Source organism: Bacillus sp. FSL K6-1338 (assembly GCF_038006965.1).
Taxonomy (GTDB): Bacteria; Bacillota; Bacilli; order Bacillales; family Bacillaceae_G; genus Bacillus_A; species Bacillus_A thuringiensis_S.
Window position 1 is genome coordinate 4,411,358 of sequence record NZ_JBBOWI010000001.1, and the last position, 22,500, is coordinate 4,433,857.

Below are 22,500 nucleotides of genomic sequence, written 5' to 3' on the forward strand. Positions count from 1 at the left end.
ATTTTATCTGGTGTAAAGTCTCTGCTGTTATGTAACTTTTCAAAGTTTCTAATCCTATTATAAACAATTATCTGACTTTTGTGAACAGAAAGAATTCAAAAATTTTATATTACTATAAAATTCCTTATTTAAACATTTGTATAATACTCATAACCGCATAGGCAATTCCAGCCCCAATTAACGGACCAACAGCAACCCCATTAAATAACGCAACCGCTATAATTGTCCCAAAAACAAGCGCAGTTGTAATATGAGGATCCGTTGTCAACAATTGCACGCCGCCTTTCGCTAACAAAGCGACTGCTACACCTGAAGCTAAAGCAATCCACGCATAATACGATTTCGCCGCTTCTCCAAGTTGTTTAAAACCTATTTCCCCCGTCGCAATCGGTACGAGCACCGCTATTGTAATGACCGTTACACCTAGGTTAATTCCTTTCGTTTGTAAATAAGGAAAGACCTTATCTCCTAAAAACGTAAATTTTAATAGAAATAACACCCCAATAGCTACAGTAAGCGATTGGTTTTTAGCAATAAGTCCTATAATAAGTAGTATGAATAAAAATAACGTTGACTGACTAATCATGTTTACACTTCCTTTCTGAAAATAATGAACTCATTTCCAAACAAAAATACCTTTAAACCTATCGTTATACATGCTATACAGATGCCTATTTATCGATAACACCTTCAATTTTTTATACATTCTAAAAAGAGACTTTCACCAAAAAAATTTAAGCATGTATACATTTTTGAAAACAGTCGTCTCTTCTTTCTTTTCTAATAAGAAACAGGTAAAATAAAAAGAAGAGAAAATGAAGTTTTTACCATATAGTAGTAGCATCACGAATAGGCTTTCACAGCCATTCATATACCGAAAAAAGCAGGCTAAATCCATCATTCCACTATAACATAAAGTAACACTTTAATCAGTTGGGCATCTTCCACTGATTATTGGCCTTCATCAATTGGGCTTTGGCGGGAGATTTACTGCCGCTAAAGTAAGACTTTAATCAGCAGAGCACGCTAGTTATAAGTTGAACGAATTAGGATAATCCAAATCGGAATGGGAGGTATACATCTTTGAACCGAAACTTACTATATATGATATTGCGACTCATATTTGTCATTGTAGCAACGATAGCTGGGTTCTATGTATTACTATACATGTCAGGGCTTATCTATCCTTTTATTATCGCTTTTGCATTTGCTTATTTGATTAATCCTGTCGTCAATTTCCTTAATCAAAAACTACAATTTCCTCGCGCACTAGCAGTACTCGTTAGCTTAATTCTCGTATTTGGAGCTATCGTTGGACTTGTTACATATCTTGTGACTGAAGCAATATCTGCCACAACATACTTACTCCAACTTGTTACAGTAAAGTTTCCGGATATCGTTACATTCGCTCAGCAATTTGCACTTAATCATATTATGCCTCTCTACGATGATTTAATCTCTAAATTTAATCATCTTGGAGAACCACAGCGCTATACAATTACACAAAACATTCAAAACTTAGGAACAGAAGCAACAACACAAATGAAAGAACTTTTAACCGCCATTATAAGCGGATTAACAAATTTCATTAGTGCACTGCCAACAACGTTAACTGTCCTTGTATTCATTTTATTAGCCACTTTCTTCATTAGTTACGATTGGCACCGTCTTGCTCAAAAAACAAGAAAATTACTACCAAATCGTGTACATGGCTACGGAAAAACTATTTTTGTCGACTTAAAAAAAGCTTTATTTGGTTTTGTGAAAGCACAACTTACACTCGTATCTATGACAACCGTCATTGTACTGATCGGACTTTTAATATTACGCGTACCATACGCCATTACTATTGCGATTATTACAGGAGTTGTAGATTTACTACCATATTTAGGAACAGGCGCAGTCTTCGTTCCATGGGTTATATACGTATTTTTCACTGGCGATACCGCATTCGCCATTGGTCTTCTCATTTTATACATCGTCGTGATTGTCCAAAGACAAATTATGGAACCGAAAGTACTTTCATCTAACATCGGTCTCGATCCATTAGCAACACTCGTCGCTCTATTTGTCGGCTTTAAGCTTTTTGGCTTTTTAGGATTAATCATCGGTCCAGTCACCTTAGTACTACTTAATACATTACACAAAGCTAATGTCTTCCATGACTTGTGGAAATATATTAAAGGTTCACCTTCAAAATAAAAGTTTCTAATTCATATAAAAAACAAGCTGTAATCAGTGGGAATTTCCCACTGATTATTCCTTTCACTTATTTTTTCACACTACTCACATGTAACAAGAGCATTACCCAGAAAAAGGATAATCCTCTTGTTTTTTTGCATAAAAAACACATTTTCTAATCAAAAATACATTTTTATTCTATTTTATATATATTTATTACTTACATTTATTACTTTTTATGTAAATGAATAAATATACAAAACTACATATAATAAGGCTTCAACTAACAATCCCCACCTTTTATATGAAAGCAAAACTTTAATTTAGCTGCATTTCTCTCCATCTTATTCATCCAAATTAATAGCATTTAAAAATTACACGTTTAATCGAAGCACAACAAGAGTTCAAACGAAAATTATATAGCAAATATAATAAGCGGACGTTTTGTTCATCCCCACTCATCATTCGCCCCCACATCAGACACTTACGAGCAACCCAACTTTGAGATAGAAATCCCCCACAAATAGCGCAGTAAAGCGAAGCCTCAATCAGAAAACCCCTCTCCTCTTACAAGACAAAAAAATAGCACTTAGATCGTTATAATCTAAGTGCTACTTCTGAATGATAATAGTAGAGTTCTTTCTAAATTTCCATTCCATCCACTTCATAACAAGCGGCTTCAATAAAGCTCTCGTAATAGGGATCACGCAGATAAACCCTAGCACATCTGTCACATACCCAGGAAGCACCAAGAGAATACCTCCTACAAATACAAAAATACCATCTAGTACTGCCTCACCTGGCATTTCCCCTCTATTCAACTTAGATTGAATCTCTCCAAGCACTTTAAATCCTTGTCTTTTCGCCAAATACACACCTACAACACCTGTAAATACAATCATAGCGAACGTAGACCATAAACCTATTACATGACTTGATCCAATTAAGACCGTAATCTCAATCGCCGGTATTAAAATAAACAAGAATAGTAACCACTTCATAGTTCTACCCCCCTCTCACAACTCACTTTTAACACCCTCACAACGCCTATATACATCATACGAAATATAGATACCCTTTCATACTAAAACTCATAACAAACCGCTTTTAAAAGCAATTCTAGGCGCTTTAAACTAATTCTATCTCGTTTTTGTGTAAAAAAAAGAGAAGGACTCCGATCCTTCTCTCCGTATTACTTATAGCACTTCCGCATGTCCATTATAAACAATTCCGCGTGCTGCATCAACTGTTACTTCTTGGCCATTTTTTAAAGTTGCTGTTACGCCGTTTACACCAACGATAACAGGAATACCGATTGATACGCCTACAACAGCCGCATGGCTTGTTAAGCCACCTTCTTCTACAACTAAAGCAGCAGCTTTTTCGATTGCAGGAATCATATCTTTATCAGTACTTGTTGTAACAAGGATATCACCTTCGTTTACGTTCGCTACAGCTTCAGCAGCTGTTTTTGCTACAACTACTTTACCTTTTGCAGCTTTACGACCGATTCCTTGTCCTTTAGCAACTTCTTCACCAACAACGTGGATTTTCATTAAGTTTGTTGTTCCAGTTTCAGCAACTGGAACACCAGCAGTAATTACTACAGTATCTCCAAGTCCGATTAGACCTGCATCCATACCTGTTTGAATTGCTGTATCTAACATTTCGTCAGTTGAAGCTGCGCGCTTCTCAGCCATAAACGCTTGTACACCCCAAACAAGCGCAAGACGACGTCCTACTTGCTCGTCAGATGTTACAGCTACAATTGGAGATTTTGGACGGTATTTAGAGATCATTTTCGCAGTATGTCCACTTTCTGTTGGAGCTACGATTGCAGCTACATCAAGAGCAAGTGCTGTATGCGCAACAGATTGGCTAATTGCATCTGTAATTGTTGGAGTGAACTCTTTAATACGTTTTTTGAACATATCTTCGTATTGTAATGATTTTTCAACACGTACTGCAATGTTAGCCATCATTGTTACTGCTTCTACTGGATATTGACCAGCAGCTGTTTCACCTGAAAGCATGATTGCATCTGTACCATCGAAGATTGCGTTAGCTACGTCACTTGCTTCCGCACGAGTTGGACGTGGGTTACGTTGCATAGAGTCTAACATTTGTGTCGCAGTAATAACTGGTTTACCTAACACGTTACATTTTTTGATTAGACGTTTTTGTACTAATGGTACTTCTTCTGGTGGAATTTCTACACCCATATCACCACGAGCTACCATTAAACCGTCAGAAACTTCTAAGATTGAATCGATGTTGTCGATACCTTCTTGGTTTTCGATTTTCGGTACGATTTGGATGTATTGAGCACCATGCTCTTCTAATAATTCACGGATTTCTAATACGTCAGACGCTTTACGTACGAATGAAGCTGCGATGAAATCAACTTTTTGCTCGATACCGAAGATGATATCTTTTACGTCTTTTTCAGTGATACCAGGAAGCTTAATGCTTACGTTTGGTACGTTAACACCTTTTTTATTTTTTACAGTTCCGCTGTTAAGAACTTTTGTACGGATGTTTCCATCAGCTTTTTCGATTACTTCTAGTTCGATAAGACCGTCATCGATTAGAATGCGAGAACCTGGGTCTACATCGTCATAAAGACCAGCATAAGATACAGAGAACTTCTCTGCAGTACCTAATACTTGCTCAGTAGAAAGAACTACTTCTGCACCTGTTACAAGCTCAGCTTGTCCGTCTACGAAGTCGTGAGTACGGATTTCTGGACCTTTTGTATCAAGTAAGATACCAACTGTTTTACCAGTTTTCTTTGAAGCTTCACGAATGTTTTTAATACGAGCTCCGTGCTCTTCATGGCTACCATGAGAGAAGTTTAAACGAGCAACGTTCATACCTGCTTCGATTAATTGCTCTAATTTTTCAATACTTTCACTAGCAGGACCTATAGTACATACAATTTTAGTTTTACGCATATTGCACCTCCGAAAATTATGAAACCGTTCCCAAATATCTGACATTACGTCAATTAGATGGATAATTCTTTAGATAATTGATACATATCTTTATCGATTGTATGCTTTTGAGCTAACGCTTCGATAATATCATGATCAACAAGTTTGTTATCTTGAATACCTACACAACGTCCACCTTTACCAGCAATTAATAATTCAACTGCTCTTGCGCCAAGACGACTTGCTAATACACGGTCTTGTGCACTTGGTGATCCACCACGTTGTACGTGACCTAATACAGTTACACGAGTATCAAAGTTTGTTGCTTCTTCAATGTGCTTACCGATGTCAATTGCACTTCCAACACCTTCAGCTACAACGATAATACTGTGTTTTTTACCACGTTCACTACCACGCTTCAGACGAGCGATAACATCATCCATGTCATACTCTTCTTCTGGAATTAAGATTGTTTCTGCACCATCAGCTAAACCAGCCCATAATGCGATATCACCAGCGTGACGTCCCATTACTTCGATAACATATGTACGTTCATGAGATGTAGCTGTGTCACGGATTTTATCAATTGCATCAATAACAGTGTTTAAAGCTGTATCGAAACCAATTGTGAAGTCTGTTCCAGGGATATCATTGTCGATTGTACCTGGTACACCAACACACGGGAATCCTTGTTCAGTTAATTTTTTAGCGCCTTGGTAAGAACCATCTCCACCAATAACAACAAGTCCTTCGATACCATGTTTCTTTAATTGCTCGATACCTTTTAGTCGTACTTCTGGGTCTTTAAACTCAGGACATCTTGCTGTATATAATTTCGTACCACCGCGGTGGATAATATCGCCAACAGAACCAAGTTCTAATTTTTCAATGTGACCAGAAATTAATCCAGCGTATCCATGGTAAATACCATATACTTCAATATCATGGAAAATCGCTTTACGAACAACTGCACGAATGGCAGCATTCATACCAGGTGAATCTCCACCACTTGTTAATACACCAATACGTTTCATTTGTACTCACCTCATAAAGATTATTTGCCTTATAATAAAATAACACGAAAAAATATAAAAACACAATGGAGAAGATGTGTCTTTTCATAATAAAAACGTGCATTCGCGAAGAGGAACGCACGCTTTTCTTATTTTATCCCAATGGAAGCGTTTGAAAACGAAACTTGCCCAATTTTCATATATTTTTCATAACGTTTTTCGATTAATTCATCTTTCGAAATTCCGTTTAATTGTTCAAAAGTTTTTCTAATCATTAAATCTATATTTTCTGACTGTTTCGAAAGATTACGGTGAGCTCCACCTTTTGCCTCTGGAATAATTTCATCAATTACACCTAATTCTTTCAAATCTGCTGCTGTAATTTTCATTGCCTCTGCAGCTTCCTTTGCTTTTCCTGCATCTTTCCAAAGAATTGCCGCTGCACCCTCTGGTGTAATAACAGAATAAGTGGAATTTTCTAGCATATGAATGTAATCTCCCACTCCAAGGCCTAGCGCACCGCCACTACCACCTTCACCGATAACGATACAAATAACAGGTACAGTTAAACCTGCCATTTCAAATAAATTGCGGGCGATAGCTTCACTTTGACCACGTTCTTCAGCAGCTTTACCAGGATAAGCCCCTTTCGTATCAATGAAACAAATAATAGGACGATTGAACTTTTCCGCCTGCTTCATTAAGCGTAATGCTTTTCGATATCCTTCTGGATGAGGCATTCCAAAGTTACGGCGAATATTTTCTTTCGTATCTTTTCCGCGCTGATGCCCAATTACAGTTACAGGCATCCCTTTATATTTCGCAATGCCGCCGACAATCGCTGCATCATCGCCAAATAGACGATCTCCATGACATTCGAAAAAATCAGTAAATAAGTGCTCAATATAATCGAGCGTTGTCGGTCGTTCTGCATGACGAGCAATTTGAACACGGTCCCATACTTTCAGATTACCGTATATATCTTCCTCTAAATTTTCTAGCTTGTCTTCCAAAATACGAATCTCCTCACTGAAGTCCATCTGGCTGTTTTTCGTATAGTCTTTCAGTTCACGAATCTTATTTCTTAGCTCAACAACTGGTTTTTCAAATTCTAGCTCTGCCATACAGCCATTCCCCCTCCTTGATGAACTTCTAAAATCTTGCGAAGCGATTCTCTCATATCATCACGATGCACCACCGCATCTAATTGACCATGATCTAGTAAGAATTCTGCCGTTTGGAAATCTTCCGGTAGTTTCTCACGCACCGTTTGTTCAATTACACGTCTACCAGCAAATCCGATAAGTGCACCTGGTTCTGCAAGATTATAATCACCAAGTGAAGCGAAACTCGCTGAAACCCCGCCCGTCGTTGGGTGAGTCATAACAGAAATAAATAATCCTCCTGCATTACTATGCTTTTTCAAAGCTACGCTTGTTTTTGCCATTTGCATTAAACTTAATATCCCTTCTTGCATACGGGCACCACCCGAAGCAGTAAAGATAATAAATGGAACTTGTAAGTCGTACGCCTTTTCAACCGCACGGGCGATTTTTTCTCCTACCACAGAGCCCATGCTCCCCATTCGAAAACGAGAATCCATTACTGCAACAACAACAAGCATGTCATCAATTGTTCCTTCACCAGTTACAACCGCTTCGTTTAATTCAGTCTTCTTACGATCGCTCTCTAGTTTCTCTTCATAACCTGGAAACTCGAGTGGATTTAATGAAACCATTTCTTTGTCATACTCACGGAATGACCCTTCGTCCAATATACTATCAAGACGTTCCCATGCATTCATAGGATGATGATATCCACAATTCACACATACTTTTAAATTTTTTAGAAGTTCTTTCGTATACATGATTTTTTTACATTCCGGACATTTTGTCATAACGCCATCTGGTACATCTTTTCGTACTTGTTCTGAAGGTATTGCAGCGTACTTTTTCTTTTTCACGAATAAATCTCTTAGCACAATTTGACCCCCTTCGTTGAGAGCTAAGGTTAGCGTAAGAAGAAAATGGGGCTAACACCAAAGTTTGATGTTAGCCTTATCTTCTCAATCTGTCTAATAACCTCACTCTTTACGTTTAACTTTAACCGCTAAGCGGTAGAATGTTTGTCATAACGTGTCATGGTCATTTCGACAAATTTTATACATTACGAGTGAAACTGTATATTCTCTACTAATTCATCGTAAATTTTTAGTGCATCATTTTCTTGTTTTTCTTCCAAAGTAGCATAAAGCTTTCTATACATATCGATAGAATTTCTTGAAACTTTACAAGAAAGAGTTGCTACGTAATCATTTACGATCATCCAAATGCGATATAGTAAATAATTATCGACTTGTTCAATAAGTGTTTTAAAGAACGTTTGATGAAGCGTTGGGATTGAGTTTTCATTTCCTTCAAGTACTTGGTGTAATCTACTTAGTACTTTAGAAAACGTTTCTTTCGGTAAATTACATACAATTCGAATCATATCTTTCTCAAGCAATCGTTTCGTTTGTAATAAATCACGAATTGTTTTCTCATCTTGCAGTAAGAACGGAGCAATTAATTGTACAAGGCCGTTATCATAAAAGTTTCGAATAAATGTCCCTTCACCACGTCTCGTTTCAATCAATCCTACCAGTTCTAAAGCACGCAATGCTTCTCTTACAGAGGAACGTCCTACGTTTAAGCGTGAACTTAACTCACGCTCAGACGGCAAACGATCCCCCGCTACCAATCCATCCTCTTCCATAATGGAACGGATTTTTTTTACAATTTCGAGATATACTTTTGTATTTGATGATGTCAATGGAAATTCCTCGCTTATTCTTTACCAATCAGCGCTAATTGTTTTGTTTTTTCAGCGATCTCATTTGGATCTACTTGACGGCGAGCTACTCCTGTTTCCATTGCTGCTTTTGCAACGTAAGCCGCTACTTGAGGCGCTACACGCGCGTCAAATGGTGCCGGAATGATATAATCTGCATTCAACTCATCTTCTGCTACAAGCTCAGCAATAGCCTGTACAGCTGCCATCTTCATTTCTTCGTTAATTTGCGTCGCATGTACGTCAAGTGCACCGCGGAAAATACCAGGGAACGCCAGTACATTATTTACTTGGTTCGGGAAGTCAGAACGACCTGTTCCAACAACAGCTGCGCCCGCTGCTTTTGCCAATTCTGGCATAATTTCTGGAACCGGATTCGCCATTGCAAAAATAATCGCATCGTCATTCATTGTACGAACCATCTCTTCTGTTAATGCACCTTCTGCAGATACACCAATGAATACGTCCGCACCATGTACAACATCAGCTAAAGAACCTTCTATACGATTCTTATTTGTATATTTTGCAACTTCATCCTTCACCGGATTCATACCTGTAGGACGACCATCATAGATTGCCCCTTTACGGTCACACATAATAATGTCGCGTACACCATAGCGATATAAAAGTTTAATAATTGCAATACCTGCTGCACCTGCGCCATTTGCGACAACTTTAATGTCAGACATTTTCTTTCCAACTAATTTCAGTGCATTTACAAGACCTGCTACTGTTACGATAGCTGTTCCGTGTTGATCATCATGGAAGATAGGAATATTTGTTTCTTTTTTCAAACGCTCTTCAATAATGAAGCAGTTTGGTGCTGCGATATCTTCTAAGTTAACGCCGCCAAAAGTTGGCTCCATTAATTTTACAGTTTCAACAATTTTATCTACATCGTTTGTATTTAAGGCAATCGGGAATGCATCTACACCAGCAAAGCTCTTGAATAATACAGCTTTACCTTCCATTACTGGAAGAGATGCTTCAGGTCCAATGTTACCAAGACCAAGTACAGCTGTTCCGTCTGTCACAACTGCTACCATATTTCCCTTCATCGTATATTCATATACCTTACTTTTATCGTCATAAATTTCTTTACAAGGTTCTGCAACCCCTGGAGAATATGCAAGACTTAAATCTTTTGCATTTTCTACTTTTACTTTTGATACAGTTTCTAATTTTCCTTGATGCACTTTATGCATGTGAAGTGCTTCTTCACGAAGTGTTGACAAACTATCCACTCTCCTCAAATTATTCTTGCTGATATCAATTTCTCCAAGTGGTCTGACCACGAACACTACTACTATAATAATCGAAGTGTAGGGAAATTGTCCATTATATTTTCACAACTACATTTTCTTCCCCGACAATTTCACGAAGTGCTCCTAAACATTCTTCACTTGGATGAATCGATAAACTCCGAGATAATTGTACCATTTTATGTTCCTTTTCATAATAAATTAGTACTTTCGCAAAACCTGAATAGTCGAACAATATTTTCGTAACCTGATTTAAAAGCTTTTTCTCATACTGAGACGGCAATTTCACGTAAACAGATGCGTCTTTCTTTTCTTCATAAACATCCATTTCCTCTAGCGGATATAGACCATTTACAATCCATTGCAGCTTATGATTTCTTAGCTCAATCGTACCGTCAACTAAAACAATTGCTCCTTCTTGTAACTTGTCCGAGAAATGTATATACGTTTCCGGGAAGAGGACTGCTTCCATTTCATCATTTTGATCACAGAATGTAATAAATGCCATCTTTTGAAACTTTTTCGTACGAATCACTCTCACACTTGTTATATACACAATAGCTCTTTGTACTTTTTTCTTGTGTCGCATCGCCTGAGCGAGAGATGGAATTTCTAATTCTTTTGCTAACTTTACATACTGCGCTGTCGGATAACTTGATAAATAAAAGCCAAGTGCTTCCTTCTCTTTATTTAGTTGTTCAATAAAAGATAGCTCTTCTCCTTGTACGTATTTTGATTTTGGAACAGCATCTCCTAAATCACGTGCGAGATTCGCGTACTCTAATGCCCCTTTAATACTTTTCCATAAATTCGTTCTCGAAACACCAAAATCATCAAAACATCCGGACCAGACGAAAGCTTCTAAATTGCGCTCCGTCACAAACTTTGACGGCATACGGAGACAAAATTCAAACAAATCTTCGAACATTTTTTTCTTTCGTTCTTCTAATAATGCCGTCACTGTAGCCATTCCAATATTTCGGATCGAAAGTAAACTGTAACGTATCGCATTCCCTTCTATTTGGAAGTTGTAACCACTTCTCTGAAGAGACGGCGGCAAAACGTGAAAGCCTTTCCGCTTCGTTTCTCGTATATACTGTACAATTTTATCTTCATTTCCAATTGCACTTGATAATAATGCCGTCATAAATTCCAGCGTATAGTTCGCTTTCAAATAGGCAAGCTGATATCCGATCATACTGTAAGCTACAGCGTGACTTCGGTTAAAACCGTAATTCGCAAATCTTACAATTAAATCATAAATTTTCTCAGCAGACGTCTCATCATAACCATTTTGCAAACACCCTTGAACAAAATGCTTACGTTCCTGATCTAAAATATCACGATTTTTTTTACTCACTGCACGGCGCAGTAAATCTGCTTCTCCGAGCGAAAACCCTGCTAACTTCGATGCAATTTGCATAATTTGTTCTTGGTATACAATGACGCCGTATGTTCTTTCTAAAATTGGCTTTAAATCCGGATGTAAATATTCAATTTTTCTTTTTCCATGTTTCGATTCAATAAAGGTTGGTATCTGTTCCATCGGCCCCGGTCTGTATAACGAGTTAACAGCTACGATATCTTCAAACTCATTCGGTTTTAACCCGCGAAGTACATTTCGCATACCACCTGACTCAAGCTGGAATACACCTGTTGTATCCCCTCTCCCTAATAATTGGAACGTCTTTTCATCTTGAAGAGGTAAGTTTCTTATATCGATTTCTTTCCCTGTTTTGTTCGCGATAAATTTTATAATATTTTCAAGTAACGTTAAATTACGTAACCCTAAAAAGTCCATCTTAAGCAACCCAAGTTCTTCTAGCGCATCAGCTGGATATTGCGTAACATAAACATCGTTATGTCCTTCTTGAATTGCTACACTGCCTGTTAACGGTTCTTGACTCATAATAACGCCAGCCGCATGAATAGACGTATGACGTGGTAAACCTTCTACACGTTTTGCGATTTCAAACACACGCTCATGCAGAAGATTCCCTTGTATAAACTCACGAAGTGATTGTGATTCTTCATATGCATCTTTTAACGTTATACCGAGCTTTGATGGGATAAGTTTTGAAAATATATCAATATCTCGTGGCGGAAGCCCCATTACGCGGGCAATGTCTCTAATTGCTGCTTTTGCTGCAAGCGTACCAAACGTTACAATTTGCGCAACACGAAGCTGACCGTATTTATCTTTCACATAGCGAATCATCTCATCACGTCTTATGTCTGGAAAATCAATATCAATATCGGGAAGCGTCACACGTTCAGGATTTAAAAACCTTTCAAATAATAGATCGTATTCAATCGGATCAATATCTGTAATTTCTAATACGTATGAGACGAGTGAACCAGCTGCTGATCCACGACCTGGTCCTGTTAAAATATGATTTTCATGTGCATACTTCATAAAATCCCATACGATGAGGAAATAATCACTAAATCCCATACGAGAAATAACATTTAATTCATGATTTAAACGCTTTATATGCACTTCTTTCGGCGCACCATATCGTTTCCGCAAACCTTCTTCACAAACACGACGCAAGTATATATCACTCGTTTCGTTAGACGGAACAGGAAACTTCGGAAGTTGATTTACATGGAACGGTATTTCTACTTGGCAACGCTCTGCAATTTTTATTGTATTTTGGATTGCTTCCGGCGCATGGGAAAATAGTGCTTCCATTTCATCCGATGATTTTAAATAATATTGATCTGTTTTCAGCCTCGGCCTATCTGGATCAGTCATTTTCGTTCCACTTTCAACAGATAGTAAACATTCGTGAACAAGTGCGTCACTTTGATTGATATAACGCACATCGTTTGTTGCAACGACTGGAATATTAACCCTACTAATAAATTCAGGTAGCTTCTCTTGTAAAAGCAACTCATCTTGAATTGCATGATGCTGCAAACTCATATAAAAATGGCCGAACATATTTTGATATGTTCGAGCTACTTCTTCAGCCTGACTCTCATTGTCTTCTAGTAATAATTGCTCAATTTCGCCATCTTTACCTGGTGAAATAGCAATTAATCCTTTCGCATAATGCGCAAGCCACTTCTTAGGGATACCTTCTTTGGACTTTGTCATAATACTGCTAGAAATCTTTAATAAATTTTGGTAGCCTATTTCATTCTCAGCAAGTAATACAAGCGGATAAGACCTTTCTTCTTCTTCACTAAAAATAGAAGCGGTTAATCCAATAACAGGCTGTATACCATGTTTCTTACATGCTTTATAAAACGGAATAACGCCATACATAACATTTTCATCCGTAATAGCCAGCGATGAGAAACCAAGTTCTTTCGCCCTGACTACAAGCTCATCAATTTTACAAGCACTTTTTAATAAACTAAAAACGGTTTGACATTGTAAATGCACAAACTTCACTGTTGTACCCTCTCTTTACCTATTTGACTACTTTTATTATAGGTGATGAGGAAAGCGGAAATCAAAACATACTTCTTATACTTTGTCCATATATATGAAGAAGAAAGGGGAATGACGATGGATGTAAGAGAACATACTTTTTTCTCTCTGCTTATTATTAGTTATTTTATTGCCTTTGGGGTTATACTTGGCGGTTCATTAATTGGTGGATTTGGTGCGTTTCTTATCGGAAAACCAGCTCTAACTTACATTAATCAATTCGCCCAAAATTTAAGAATTTGGGCACTCGTTGCAGCAATCGGCGGAACATTCGATACCTTTTATAGCTTTGAAAGAAGTTTCTTTGGCGGAGATATGAAAGATATCGTAAAACAAATTCTCCTTATTTTTTTCGCAACTGGTGGTATGCAAACAGGTCTCATTATTATTAAATGGCTAACGCAGGAACATGTATGAGAGTACCAAGTGCCAATACAGCAAAAAGATGGTACTTAGTATTAGCTGGTGCTGCTGTTGGAGGCGTGTTGAGCTGGTTTATTTTTTTGTACATATACGGTGTTTTTCAAGAAGAACAAGCTAGTAAAATAGCAGAACAAAGAGAAATTATAGAAAAACAAGAAGCAAAACTCCACGTCCTTCTCGAAGATCAAGAAAAATTGAACACTGAAAATAAACGGCTCTTAACCATTCAAGAGATTAAAATAAAACTTATCAATCGAGAAAAATACGATTTAGACAATCTTACACTCGAAAATATGACTACATCTATCCATAATGATCTCCAGCATCTTTTAACGAAAAACATTCAAAGTATCGCAAAAAATAAAGACCTACTCAAAAAGGTAATCGAAAACAAGACGTACAAACATTACGATCGGCTATACCGTTTTAAAGTCGATACAATATCTTTTGATACAGTGCTTGAAATTAGCATTACTATAGAGAAAGAAAAATAAAGAAGGAGGGCTTTAGCGCCGCTCCTTCTTTTCGTTCTAACATATACTCTCTTATTTACAAATCTCACGTAAATCAGCAAAAAGACGATCCGCTTCTTCCCAAGAAGATGCCTTCGCACCAGAAGCCATCGGGTGTCCTCCGCCGTTATATTGCATTGCTAATTTGTTTATAACTGGTCCTTTTGAACGAAGACGAACACGAATTACGTCGTCTTCCTCTAAAAATAGAACCCACGCCTTTAATCCATCAATATTGCCAAGTGCTCCAACAACACCAGATGCTTCAGAAGAAAGTACATCAAACTCTTCTAATACTTCTTTCGTTAATTTAATGTAAGCTGCTCCTTCTTCTACCATCGTAAAGTTTTGTAAAATATAACCGTTTAAACGAGCAATTTTTTCTTTTGTCTTATACATTTCATTGTATAAATCTGTGAATTTCACACCCATATCAACAAGCTCACTTACGTAACGAAGTGTTTTTGCTGTTGTATTCGGGAATAAGAAACGACCTGTGTCCCCAACAATTCCAGCTAAAATAAGGCGAGCTGCTTCTTTTGTTATTTTTAATCCTTTATCTTTTCCATACGTGTAAAACTCATAAATCATTTCACTTGTAGAACTCGCTGCCGTATCTACCCACGTAATATCTCCATATGGATCTTCATTTGGATGATGATCAATTTTAATTAACATCTTCCCTTTTGTATAGCGTTGATCGTCAATACGTTCTTGATTCGCAGTATCACAAACGATAACAAGCGCATTTTCGTATACACTATCTTCAATATCATCCATTACTCTTAAGTACGCTAACGACGGTTCATTGTACCCAACCGTATAAATATTTTTCTCTGGAAACGATTCTTGTAGAATTGTACCAAGGCCACCCTGTGAACCTAATGCATCTGGGTCCGGACGCACGTGGCGATGAATAATAATTGTATCAAACTCTTTAATTGCTCCTAAAATTTGCTCATGCATATGTATAATCTCCTTTTTAATCAACTTCTTCGCTTTATCCTCCATTATAACGGAAAGTATTTCATACATGCGAACAATTGCTTTATAATAGAAGTTAGAAAGTTTAGATATTTCTTTTTCTTTTCTATTATTTTTCACAAAGCGATGGGAGTGTTCATTATGCCAGTATTAGTCTTCTGTATTATCGTCTCATTTATGTTGTACCTCTTTTACAAAACAAAATACTTTCGTACAAACCGCCCAATGGAAAAAGGTTGGCTCTCAGGAAAATCCGCAATGGCACTCGGTTCATTCGTTTTATTTTTCGGGGTAAACCAATTCTTTTTAGAACTTTCAACCGCTCGTATTATCGTTGGTATTTTATTCGTTCTATTTGGTAGTGCAAGTGTATTTAATGGGTTTCGCCAATACAAACACTTCTTACCATTAGCAGTTAAAGAAGCCGAAGTCTATGAAGCAACATAAAAAAAGCATCAATATTGTGATGCTTTTTTACGACCCTTAACTTTCAAAATCATATATGCAACAAACGCAGATGGTATATTAAATGGGTTACCTTGTACGTGAAAATGTAATTGTTCTTCTCCAAAAGACATTTTTTCATATAGCTCTCGCTGAGATAATCCTGTCTTTTCCTTTTTTTCATGTAAACCTTGTAAATATAAATATTGGATCGGTATCATTACAAGAAAGTAAAATAGTGCGATACTACCAAAAAAGAGTACGGCTGACGACATAATGTATACCACCTTCCAGAAATCCATTTTCTTACAATATAATCATAACACAATATATACCAAAATTAAATTACTATTCTGTCTTTTATCGTGTTACTTTTCCACTCCATCCCATACATATTTCACTAAAACTCTCATCTAAAATCATGCCTTTCAAATTTAAAACAACAAAAAAAATGGAACAAATCAAAACGATTTGTTCCATCTTTTTATTTATCAATTAACTGAACCATAAGTAATGCTTTTCCAACGACATTACCTTCATGATGCACCTCTACATCGACCTTACCAAATTTACGCCCGATTTCTAATACTTTCGGATGAACGGATACAACATTATCAATTTGAACCGGCTTCACGAAATAAATTGTTAAGTTTTCAACAATTAAATCGCTTTTCTTTTGCGCACGAATGACGCGATTTGTCGCTTCTGTCACAATTGTTGCAAATACACCGTACGATAACGTTCCGATTGAATTCGTCATTTGCGGCGTCACCGAAAATTGATATAGATGCTCATTTTTCGCTTCTTTTGGCGTCATAAATTGATTCGTTACGATATCATCAATTGTTTCTCCAACTTGTGGCTGACGTTGAATCATTTGCAGTGCCTGAAGTACATCTTGACGGCTAATGATACCTTGCAGTTTATTTCCTTCCTCAACGACAGGAAGTAATTCAATTCCTTCCCACACCATCATACGTGCCGCAGCTGCGACAGACATTTTACCATTCACTGTAATTGGGTGTTTTGTCATTACTTTATCAATTGGTGTTTCTTTCGCTACACCGATCATGTCTTTTGAAGTTACGATTCCTAGCACTTTTTTATTTTCATCGACAATTGGATATCTTCCGTGCATTGTCTCTTCGTTATATGCATGCCATTGCTGTACTGTATCATGTGGCTTTAAATATAACGTTTCTTCAATTGGTGTTAAAATATCCTCAACAAGTACAATTTCTTTCTTAATCAGTTGATCATAAATTGCACGGTTAATTAACGTTGCGACCGTAAATGTATCGTAGCTACTTGAAATAATCGGCAGCTTTAATTCGTCTGCTAATTTCTTCACATGATCTTCCGTATCAAATCCACCCGTAATTAATACAGCGGCTCCAGTTTCTAGCGCTAATTGATGTGCATTCGTACGGTTACCAATAATGAGTAAATTCCCAGCTTCTGTATAGCGCATCATCGCTTCTAATTTCATAGCTCCGATTACAAATTTATTTAATGTTTTATGTAGTCCTTCTCTGCCTCCAAGTACTTGACCGTCGACAATGTTAACGACTTCTGCATATGTCAGTTTTTCGATATTTTCTTTCTTCTTTTGTTCAATTCGAATTGTTCCGACACGTTCAATTGTACTAACATATCCTTTATTTTCTGCATCTTTAATTGCACGGTAAGCTGTCCCTTCACTTACACTCAAATCTTTCGCAATTTGTCTTACAGAAATTTTATGGCCTACTGGCAGGCTATTAATATGTTCTAAAATTTGGTTATGCTTGGTAGCCAAATGGTTTCACCATACTTTCTTTTCCCTAAATTCTTCATGTGTTGTACTTTCAGTATACTATATTTTCAAAACTGTTACACTCTCTCTTTGCATACCTGTACTATTTTTTTTATAACAAAATGACCCTTACATTCCACTAGTCATTCTATTACAACAATGTAATGCTATTGTCATCTCATTCGATAGTTCGCCCACTTGATTCCCTATACAATGAAGACAAGAAATAAAACAAAGGAGCGTACACATGATGAAAAAATTTTTAGAGGTTGTAGGTGCTATATTTTTAGCTTTCGTAGATGGGAAAAAAGTTGCAATGGAATTGAATGAAACACCTGAACAACCACGTACAAAAAGAAAAGAATCACCAAAACAAATACAAGCATTAAAAGCTGTCCTACACACGTAAAAAACCCTTCACTTTTCTTTTCAAATGAAGGGTTTCTTTTCTATAGTGTAATACTTTCTCCAGCTTCTAATACTTTCCCTGTACAATTTTGTAGCTTTTCTACAAATTGATATGGATCTTGTTCAATAACTGGGAACGTATTGTAATGCATCGGTACAACAGTTTTCGAATTAATCCATTTTGCCGCTAGTACAGCATCTTCTGGTCCCATTGTGAAATTATCACCAATTGGTAAAAATGCTAGATCAACTTTATTTAATTCCCCAATTAACTTCATATCAGAGAATAGTGCAGTATCTCCTGCGTGGTACACTGTTTTCTCTTCTGCTGTAAATAAAATACCTGCTGGCATACCTGTATATGTAATCGTCTTATTTGCTTCATCAATATAACTAGAGCCGTGGAATGCTTGTGTAAACTTCACTTTTCCAAAGTCAAATTCATGTGAACCACCAATATGCATCGGATGTGTATTTACACCTTGCCAACTTAAAAATGTTGCTAGTTCAAATGGCGCTACAACAACTGCATTATTTTTCTTCGCAAGTTCTACTGTATCTCCAACATGATCACCGTGTCCATGCGATAAAAGGATTGCATCCACTTTTACATCTTCAGCTTTTAAATCTGTTTTCGGATTACCTGTTAAAAACGGGTCAATTAAAATAACTTTTCCATTCGCCTCAATTTTCACAACTGAATGTCCATGATAAGATACTTTCATTATTACATTCCTCCCCTATTCACATTCTCACTTTTTATTCTACATGATTTCTCTATTCCCTGTCTTTTCTAACATCTATTTACTTGTCATAACGCTTTCTTCCGAGTTAAAGTTATATTTGTAATTAAATATCTCGGGGGTGCCAATCGATGAATGCTAGATTAGAAAATTTAATGCAATGGCTAAAAGAAAAAAACGTAGAAGCTGCGTTCTTAACTTCTACACCGAACGTCTTCTACATGACGAACTTCTACTGTGAACCGCATGAAAGATTACTTGGTATGTTTGTATTCCAAGAAAAAGAACCTATTTTAATTTGTCCTAAAATGGAAGAAGGTCAAGCACGTAACGCTGGCTGGGCACATGAAATTATCGGATTTACTGATACTGACAGACCATGGGATATGATTGCAAAAGCAATTAAAGACCGCGGCATCAATGCAAATGCAGTTGCAATTGAAAAAGAACATTTAAACGTAGAGCGCTACGAAGAATTAACGAAATTATTCCCAAATGCAGCTTTCAAATCAGCTGAGGAAAAAGTTCGCGAACTTCGTTTAATTAAAGATGAAAAAGAACTTTCTATTTTACGCGAAGCAGCTAAAATGGCGGACTACGCTGTTGAAGTTGGTGTAAATGCAATTAAAGAAAACCGTAGCGAGCTAGAAGTATTAGCAATTATTGAACACGAATTAAAAACAAAAGGCATACATAAAATGTCATTTGATACGATGGTATTAGCGGGTGCAAACTCTGCTCTTCCACACGGTATTCCTGGTGCAAACAAAATGAAGCGCGGTGATTTCGTACTATTTGATTTAGGTGTAATCATTGAAGGTTATTGCTCTGATATTACACGTACAGTAGCATTCGGCGAGATTTCTGAAGAACAAACTCGCATTTACAACACTGTACTTGCTGGACAACTACAAGCAGTTGAAGCATGTAAACCAGGTGTTACACTTGGCGCAATCGACAACGCTGCTCGTTCTGTTATCGCAGATGCAGGTTACGGTGACTTCTTCCCGCACCGCCTTGGTCACGGACTTGGAATTAGCGTACACGAATATCCAGATGTAAAAGCTGGCAACGAGTCTCCATTAAAAGAAGGTATGGTCTTCACAATCGAGCCAGGTATTTACGTACCAAACGTAGGTGGCGTTCGTATTGAAGATGATATTTACATCACAAAAGACGGATCAGAAATTTTAACGAAGTTCCCGAAAGAATTACAATTTGTAAAATAACAAAAAAGGCAGCTTGGTTGCTGCCTTTTTCTATTTCTCTACTATTTCAAATTTCTCTACAATCATTTTTGCTGGATAACTTTCAAGTATTTGAGAAAACCATACTTTTATTTTATCCCCTGTTTTTAACTGTTTATATGCGTCTTTGTCCTTAAAGCTCAAGACTATATGTGATGGATGCTCTTTATTCATTTGTTGTTCTATATAATGTTGCAACTCTACTTTTGTTTCAAACGTTTTATCATCGGCAAAAAACACCGTGTCATTTCTTAATATGATATACCCTTCTTTAGGTACTTTTTTTACCTCTACTTGTTTTGTAGTGCAAGCTGATAATATGATTAGAAATACACTTATAAACATTAATTTTTTCATATGCCTATTCATTTTTAACTCCTTACTCTAGGCTATTTCAAATTTAACACCATCTTCTCCTCATACTTATCATCCCATTTAATCAAAACCTCTATCGGTTCATCTTTAGATAAAGGCGCACAACTTACACAAGATGATTTCATTTCAATCTTTGCTCCTTTATGATTTTCTGACGTTTGTGTCATTGTGCTAAAGGCTCCATTAATAGCAATCTCTAAATTTTTAAATTCTGTATTCCCATCTCCGCCTTTGTACTGAAACGTAAACACTCCATCTTCACTGTCGTCCTTAATATGGCCCTTATATTGTCCCGTCCAACTTTTGCCCTCGCTAGAAAAAGTAACATACCAAATCGAACAACTCCCTAAAAAGAAAATACTAATGAAAAAGAATAATGCTCTCTTCATAATGCCCCCTCCATTCAAAAACACTTATTTATCCCGTATTAACGGACAGTAAGATCCCCACATCAAACTTCGGTGAAAGCAAAGAAGTTAGGTGGGGAATCCCCCACTGATTAAAGTTTCACTTCATTGCCTATTCCTTCCTTTTATTATACTATTTAAATACAGAATTTTCTAAAATAGGAGGGTTTATATGTTACAACAACAATTAGAAGAAATTCGTAATAATAATTACATACTGGATAACACACTTAACATTGATTCTTTAAGTTCTAATATGCTTGAACATATTGGCGATACTGATAGCTATTTAAGGGACAAACTCATCTACTCTACTTTTTATCATCTCATCAAGAAGGACTACCTTTCACACACACAATTACAGAAACTATTATTAGAAAGCATCGGTGAAAAATATTTATTGTATAAAATTCATTCAGATGACGAAGATGCTGTATTTACTCGCGCATTTACCACCTTATTAATTGCGCTCATTATAGATGCAGATACAAATCATAATTTCTTATCACAAACTGATATTTCAAATGTAAAAGATCAATTAATTCTATATATGAACAATGAACATGATTTCCGCGGATATGTTCCAGACCACGGCTGGGCACATAGTATCGCTCATGCTTCCGATACATTTGAGGCGCTTGTTCATAATCCTAAACTAGAAACTTTACATTACGAAGAGATATTAAAAACTTTGTTAAACAAAGTTTTTGTCCATTCTATCTACTACAAATATGAAGAAGACGAGCGTCTCGTTTATCCGATTGTCGCAATGCTGCAAAATGACCTAAAAGAAGAAATACTCATATTAGCCCTTCGTGACTTAGCAGCTCAATTACCGGTCCAAAAACAAGTACTACCTATTGAATCGTACGAGTTTCTATATGGAAATACAAAATCTTTCTTACGTAGCTTATTTTTCAGATTACGTACAATGTCTATATGTAAAGAAACTGAATACGAAATTGAAAAATTGCTACAAGAGCTTCCAAAATATTATTAAAAAAGAAGGCCACTCAAAAAGTGCCTTCTTCTATTTCACTAATATTTAATTGAAATTTCACGATCCAAACTGAGAAAAGGTGGACAAGAAGCGCAAACGCCATACATGCTCCACTTAAAAAAGTTAGTATAGGATGCGAATACACGTGCCCCAATCCATAGGATATCGCCACGAAAAACATTGTTATGTAAATATAAATTGCTCCATGTATTTGCCTCATATAAACCTCCTTTTCCCATATTATAACATAAATTTTCTGATTATTCACATTAATTACTTGTAATCAATATTTCTCAACTGTTACACCTCTTACAGCAGCCTTAATATACGGTGACCCTTGTAAACTTTGTAAATCCTCTGTTTTTCCTGTTACGACTATACCGTATATTGGTAAGTCTTTTGGTTTGGTGTTTTTTATTTCTTTATCCCGCATTAACGGGCAGTAAGACCTCACATCAAAATTCAGCGGAAGCAAAGAAATTAGGTGGGGGGCGGACTGCCC

The 22,500-nt window shown here is 36.8% G+C and carries 23 protein-coding genes and 1 pseudogene; 7 read left to right on the forward strand and 17 right to left on the reverse strand.

Annotated elements, in window-relative coordinates:
• Positions 1-124 precede the first annotated feature (124 nt).
• Positions 125-586, reverse strand: coding sequence for a DUF441 domain-containing protein (locus NZ044_RS22585; RefSeq protein ID WP_000625507.1), 462 nt, complete (start codon positions 584-586; stop codon positions 125-127).
• 497 nt (positions 587-1,083) lie between these two features.
• Between NZ044_RS22585 and ytvI the strand changes: the two genes are divergently transcribed.
• Positions 1,084-2,202 carry a sporulation integral membrane protein YtvI gene (gene ytvI, locus NZ044_RS22590; protein WP_001081375.1) on the forward strand — a complete coding sequence of 373 codons (1,119 nt, stop codon included), beginning with the start codon at positions 1,084-1,086 and terminating at the stop codon, positions 2,200-2,202.
• A gap of 590 nt (positions 2,203-2,792) precedes the next feature.
• Here ytvI and NZ044_RS22595 read toward each other — a convergent pair.
• The 8 genes from NZ044_RS22595 to dnaE all read right to left on the reverse strand — a co-directional run bounded on the left by NZ044_RS22595 (position 2,793) and on the right by dnaE (position 13,621).
• Positions 2,793-3,182 (reverse strand): FxsA family protein, encoded by a 390-nt coding sequence (locus tag NZ044_RS22595; protein ID WP_000871631.1) that lies wholly within the window; start codon positions 3,180-3,182, stop codon positions 2,793-2,795.
• 195 nt (positions 3,183-3,377) lie between these two features.
• A complete protein-coding gene (gene pyk, locus NZ044_RS22600) occupies positions 3,378-5,135 on the reverse strand; it encodes a pyruvate kinase (RefSeq protein ID WP_001232667.1) in 1,758 nt (585 codons plus the stop codon).
• 53 nt (positions 5,136-5,188) lie between these two features.
• Positions 5,189-6,148, reverse strand: a complete 960-nt coding sequence (gene pfkA, locus NZ044_RS22605) for a 6-phosphofructokinase (protein WP_000821157.1) — start codon at positions 6,146-6,148, stop codon at positions 5,189-5,191.
• A 128-nt stretch (positions 6,149-6,276) separates the two neighbouring features.
• Positions 6,277-7,251, reverse strand: coding sequence for an acetyl-CoA carboxylase carboxyl transferase subunit alpha (accA, locus tag NZ044_RS22610; protein ID WP_000818789.1), 975 nt, complete (start codon positions 7,249-7,251; stop codon positions 6,277-6,279).
• Positions 7,239-8,108, reverse strand: coding sequence for an acetyl-CoA carboxylase, carboxyltransferase subunit beta (gene accD / locus NZ044_RS22615; RefSeq protein WP_000942858.1), 870 nt, complete (start codon positions 8,106-8,108; stop codon positions 7,239-7,241). Before accD ends, accA begins: the two co-directional genes overlap by 13 nt.
• Before the next feature lie 185 nt (positions 8,109-8,293).
• Positions 8,294-8,938 carry a FadR/GntR family transcriptional regulator gene (locus NZ044_RS22620; protein ID WP_000204446.1) on the reverse strand — a complete coding sequence of 215 codons (645 nt, stop codon included), beginning with the start codon at positions 8,936-8,938 and terminating at the stop codon, positions 8,294-8,296.
• A 14-nt stretch (positions 8,939-8,952) separates the two neighbouring features.
• Entirely contained in the window at positions 8,953-10,161 is a 1,209-nt protein-coding gene (locus tag NZ044_RS22625) for an NAD(P)-dependent malic enzyme (protein WP_161635086.1), read from the reverse strand.
• A 133-nt stretch (positions 10,162-10,294) separates the two neighbouring features.
• On the reverse strand, positions 10,295-13,621 hold the full coding sequence (gene dnaE, locus NZ044_RS22630) for a DNA polymerase III subunit alpha (protein ID WP_000673723.1): 3,327 nt from the start codon (positions 13,619-13,621) through the stop codon (positions 10,295-10,297).
• A gap of 42 nt (positions 13,622-13,663) precedes the next feature.
• On the opposite strand from dnaE, the gene NZ044_RS22635 reads away from it, so the two are divergent.
• Positions 13,664-14,077, forward strand: a complete 414-nt coding sequence (locus NZ044_RS22635; RefSeq protein ID WP_002005839.1) for a YtrH family sporulation protein — start codon at positions 13,664-13,666, stop codon at positions 14,075-14,077.
• Positions 14,074-14,577: a sporulation membrane protein YtrI gene (ytrI, locus tag NZ044_RS22640; RefSeq protein WP_001265736.1), complete on the forward strand. Its 504-nt coding sequence runs from the start codon at positions 14,074-14,076 to the stop codon at positions 14,575-14,577. Before NZ044_RS22635 ends, ytrI begins: the two co-directional genes overlap by 4 nt.
• A 51-nt stretch (positions 14,578-14,628) precedes the next feature.
• Here the strand turns inward: ytrI and NZ044_RS22645 are convergent, their stop codons facing one another.
• The gene (locus NZ044_RS22645; protein WP_098505934.1) at positions 14,629-15,561 is read right to left on the reverse strand and encodes a DHH family phosphoesterase; all 933 of its coding nucleotides are present in this window, start codon (positions 15,559-15,561) and stop codon (positions 14,629-14,631) included.
• A 159-nt stretch (positions 15,562-15,720) separates the two neighbouring features.
• Here NZ044_RS22645 and NZ044_RS22650 point away from each other — a divergent pair, with 159 nt between their 5' ends.
• Positions 15,721-16,026: a YtpI family protein gene (locus NZ044_RS22650; RefSeq protein WP_001144782.1), complete on the forward strand. Its 306-nt coding sequence runs from the start codon at positions 15,721-15,723 to the stop codon at positions 16,024-16,026.
• A gap of 8 nt (positions 16,027-16,034) precedes the next feature.
• Here the strand turns inward: NZ044_RS22650 and NZ044_RS22655 are convergent, their stop codons facing one another.
• Together NZ044_RS22655 and NZ044_RS22660 are read right to left on the reverse strand one after the other, a co-directional pair.
• Positions 16,035-16,298 carry a DUF3949 domain-containing protein gene (locus tag NZ044_RS22655; protein WP_000093045.1) on the reverse strand — a complete coding sequence of 88 codons (264 nt, stop codon included), beginning with the start codon at positions 16,296-16,298 and terminating at the stop codon, positions 16,035-16,037.
• Positions 16,299-16,507: 209 nt separating this feature from the next.
• Entirely contained in the window at positions 16,508-17,821 is a 1,314-nt protein-coding gene (locus NZ044_RS22660; RefSeq protein WP_000201579.1) for a CBS domain-containing protein, read from the reverse strand.
• Positions 17,822-18,068: 247 nt separating this feature from the next.
• On the opposite strand from NZ044_RS22660, the gene NZ044_RS22665 reads away from it, so the two are divergent.
• A complete protein-coding gene (locus tag NZ044_RS22665; protein ID WP_170952453.1) occupies positions 18,069-18,227 on the forward strand; it encodes a hypothetical protein in 159 nt (52 codons plus the stop codon).
• Positions 18,228-18,267: 40 nt separating this feature from the next.
• Here the strand turns inward: NZ044_RS22665 and NZ044_RS22670 are convergent, their stop codons facing one another.
• Positions 18,268-18,951, reverse strand: a complete 684-nt coding sequence (locus tag NZ044_RS22670) for a metal-dependent hydrolase (RefSeq protein ID WP_000868923.1) — start codon at positions 18,949-18,951, stop codon at positions 18,268-18,270.
• A 149-nt stretch (positions 18,952-19,100) separates the two neighbouring features.
• Between NZ044_RS22670 and pepQ the strand changes: the two genes are divergently transcribed.
• Complete coding sequence (pepQ, locus tag NZ044_RS22675; protein WP_000994053.1) at positions 19,101-20,198, forward strand: Xaa-Pro dipeptidase; 1,098 nt, start codon at positions 19,101-19,103, stop codon at positions 20,196-20,198.
• A 30-nt stretch (positions 20,199-20,228) separates the two neighbouring features.
• On the opposite strand, the gene NZ044_RS22680 is transcribed toward pepQ, so the two are convergent.
• Together NZ044_RS22680 and NZ044_RS22685 are read right to left on the reverse strand one after the other, a co-directional pair.
• Positions 20,229-20,585 carry a DUF3221 domain-containing protein gene (locus NZ044_RS22680; RefSeq protein ID WP_001079383.1) on the reverse strand — a complete coding sequence of 119 codons (357 nt, stop codon included), beginning with the start codon at positions 20,583-20,585 and terminating at the stop codon, positions 20,229-20,231.
• A 20-nt stretch (positions 20,586-20,605) separates the two neighbouring features.
• Positions 20,606-20,980 carry a hypothetical protein gene (locus NZ044_RS22685; RefSeq protein WP_000816722.1) on the reverse strand — a complete coding sequence of 125 codons (375 nt, stop codon included), beginning with the start codon at positions 20,978-20,980 and terminating at the stop codon, positions 20,606-20,608.
• Between the two features lie 190 nt (positions 20,981-21,170).
• On the opposite strand from NZ044_RS22685, the gene NZ044_RS22690 reads away from it, so the two are divergent.
• Complete coding sequence (locus NZ044_RS22690; RefSeq protein ID WP_000941471.1) at positions 21,171-21,998, forward strand: DUF2785 domain-containing protein; 828 nt, start codon at positions 21,171-21,173, stop codon at positions 21,996-21,998.
• 13 nt (positions 21,999-22,011) lie between these two features.
• On the opposite strand, the gene NZ044_RS22695 is transcribed toward NZ044_RS22690, so the two are convergent.
• Both NZ044_RS22695 and NZ044_RS22700 read right to left on the reverse strand, forming a co-directional pair.
• Positions 22,012-22,218, reverse strand: a complete 207-nt coding sequence (locus tag NZ044_RS22695; RefSeq protein ID WP_001248905.1) for a hypothetical protein — start codon at positions 22,216-22,218, stop codon at positions 22,012-22,014.
• Between the two features lie 63 nt (positions 22,219-22,281).
• Positions 22,282-22,422, reverse strand: a pseudogene (locus NZ044_RS22700) (anti sigma factor C-terminal domain-containing protein); the annotation flags it as partial.
• Positions 22,423-22,500 lie beyond the last annotated feature (78 nt).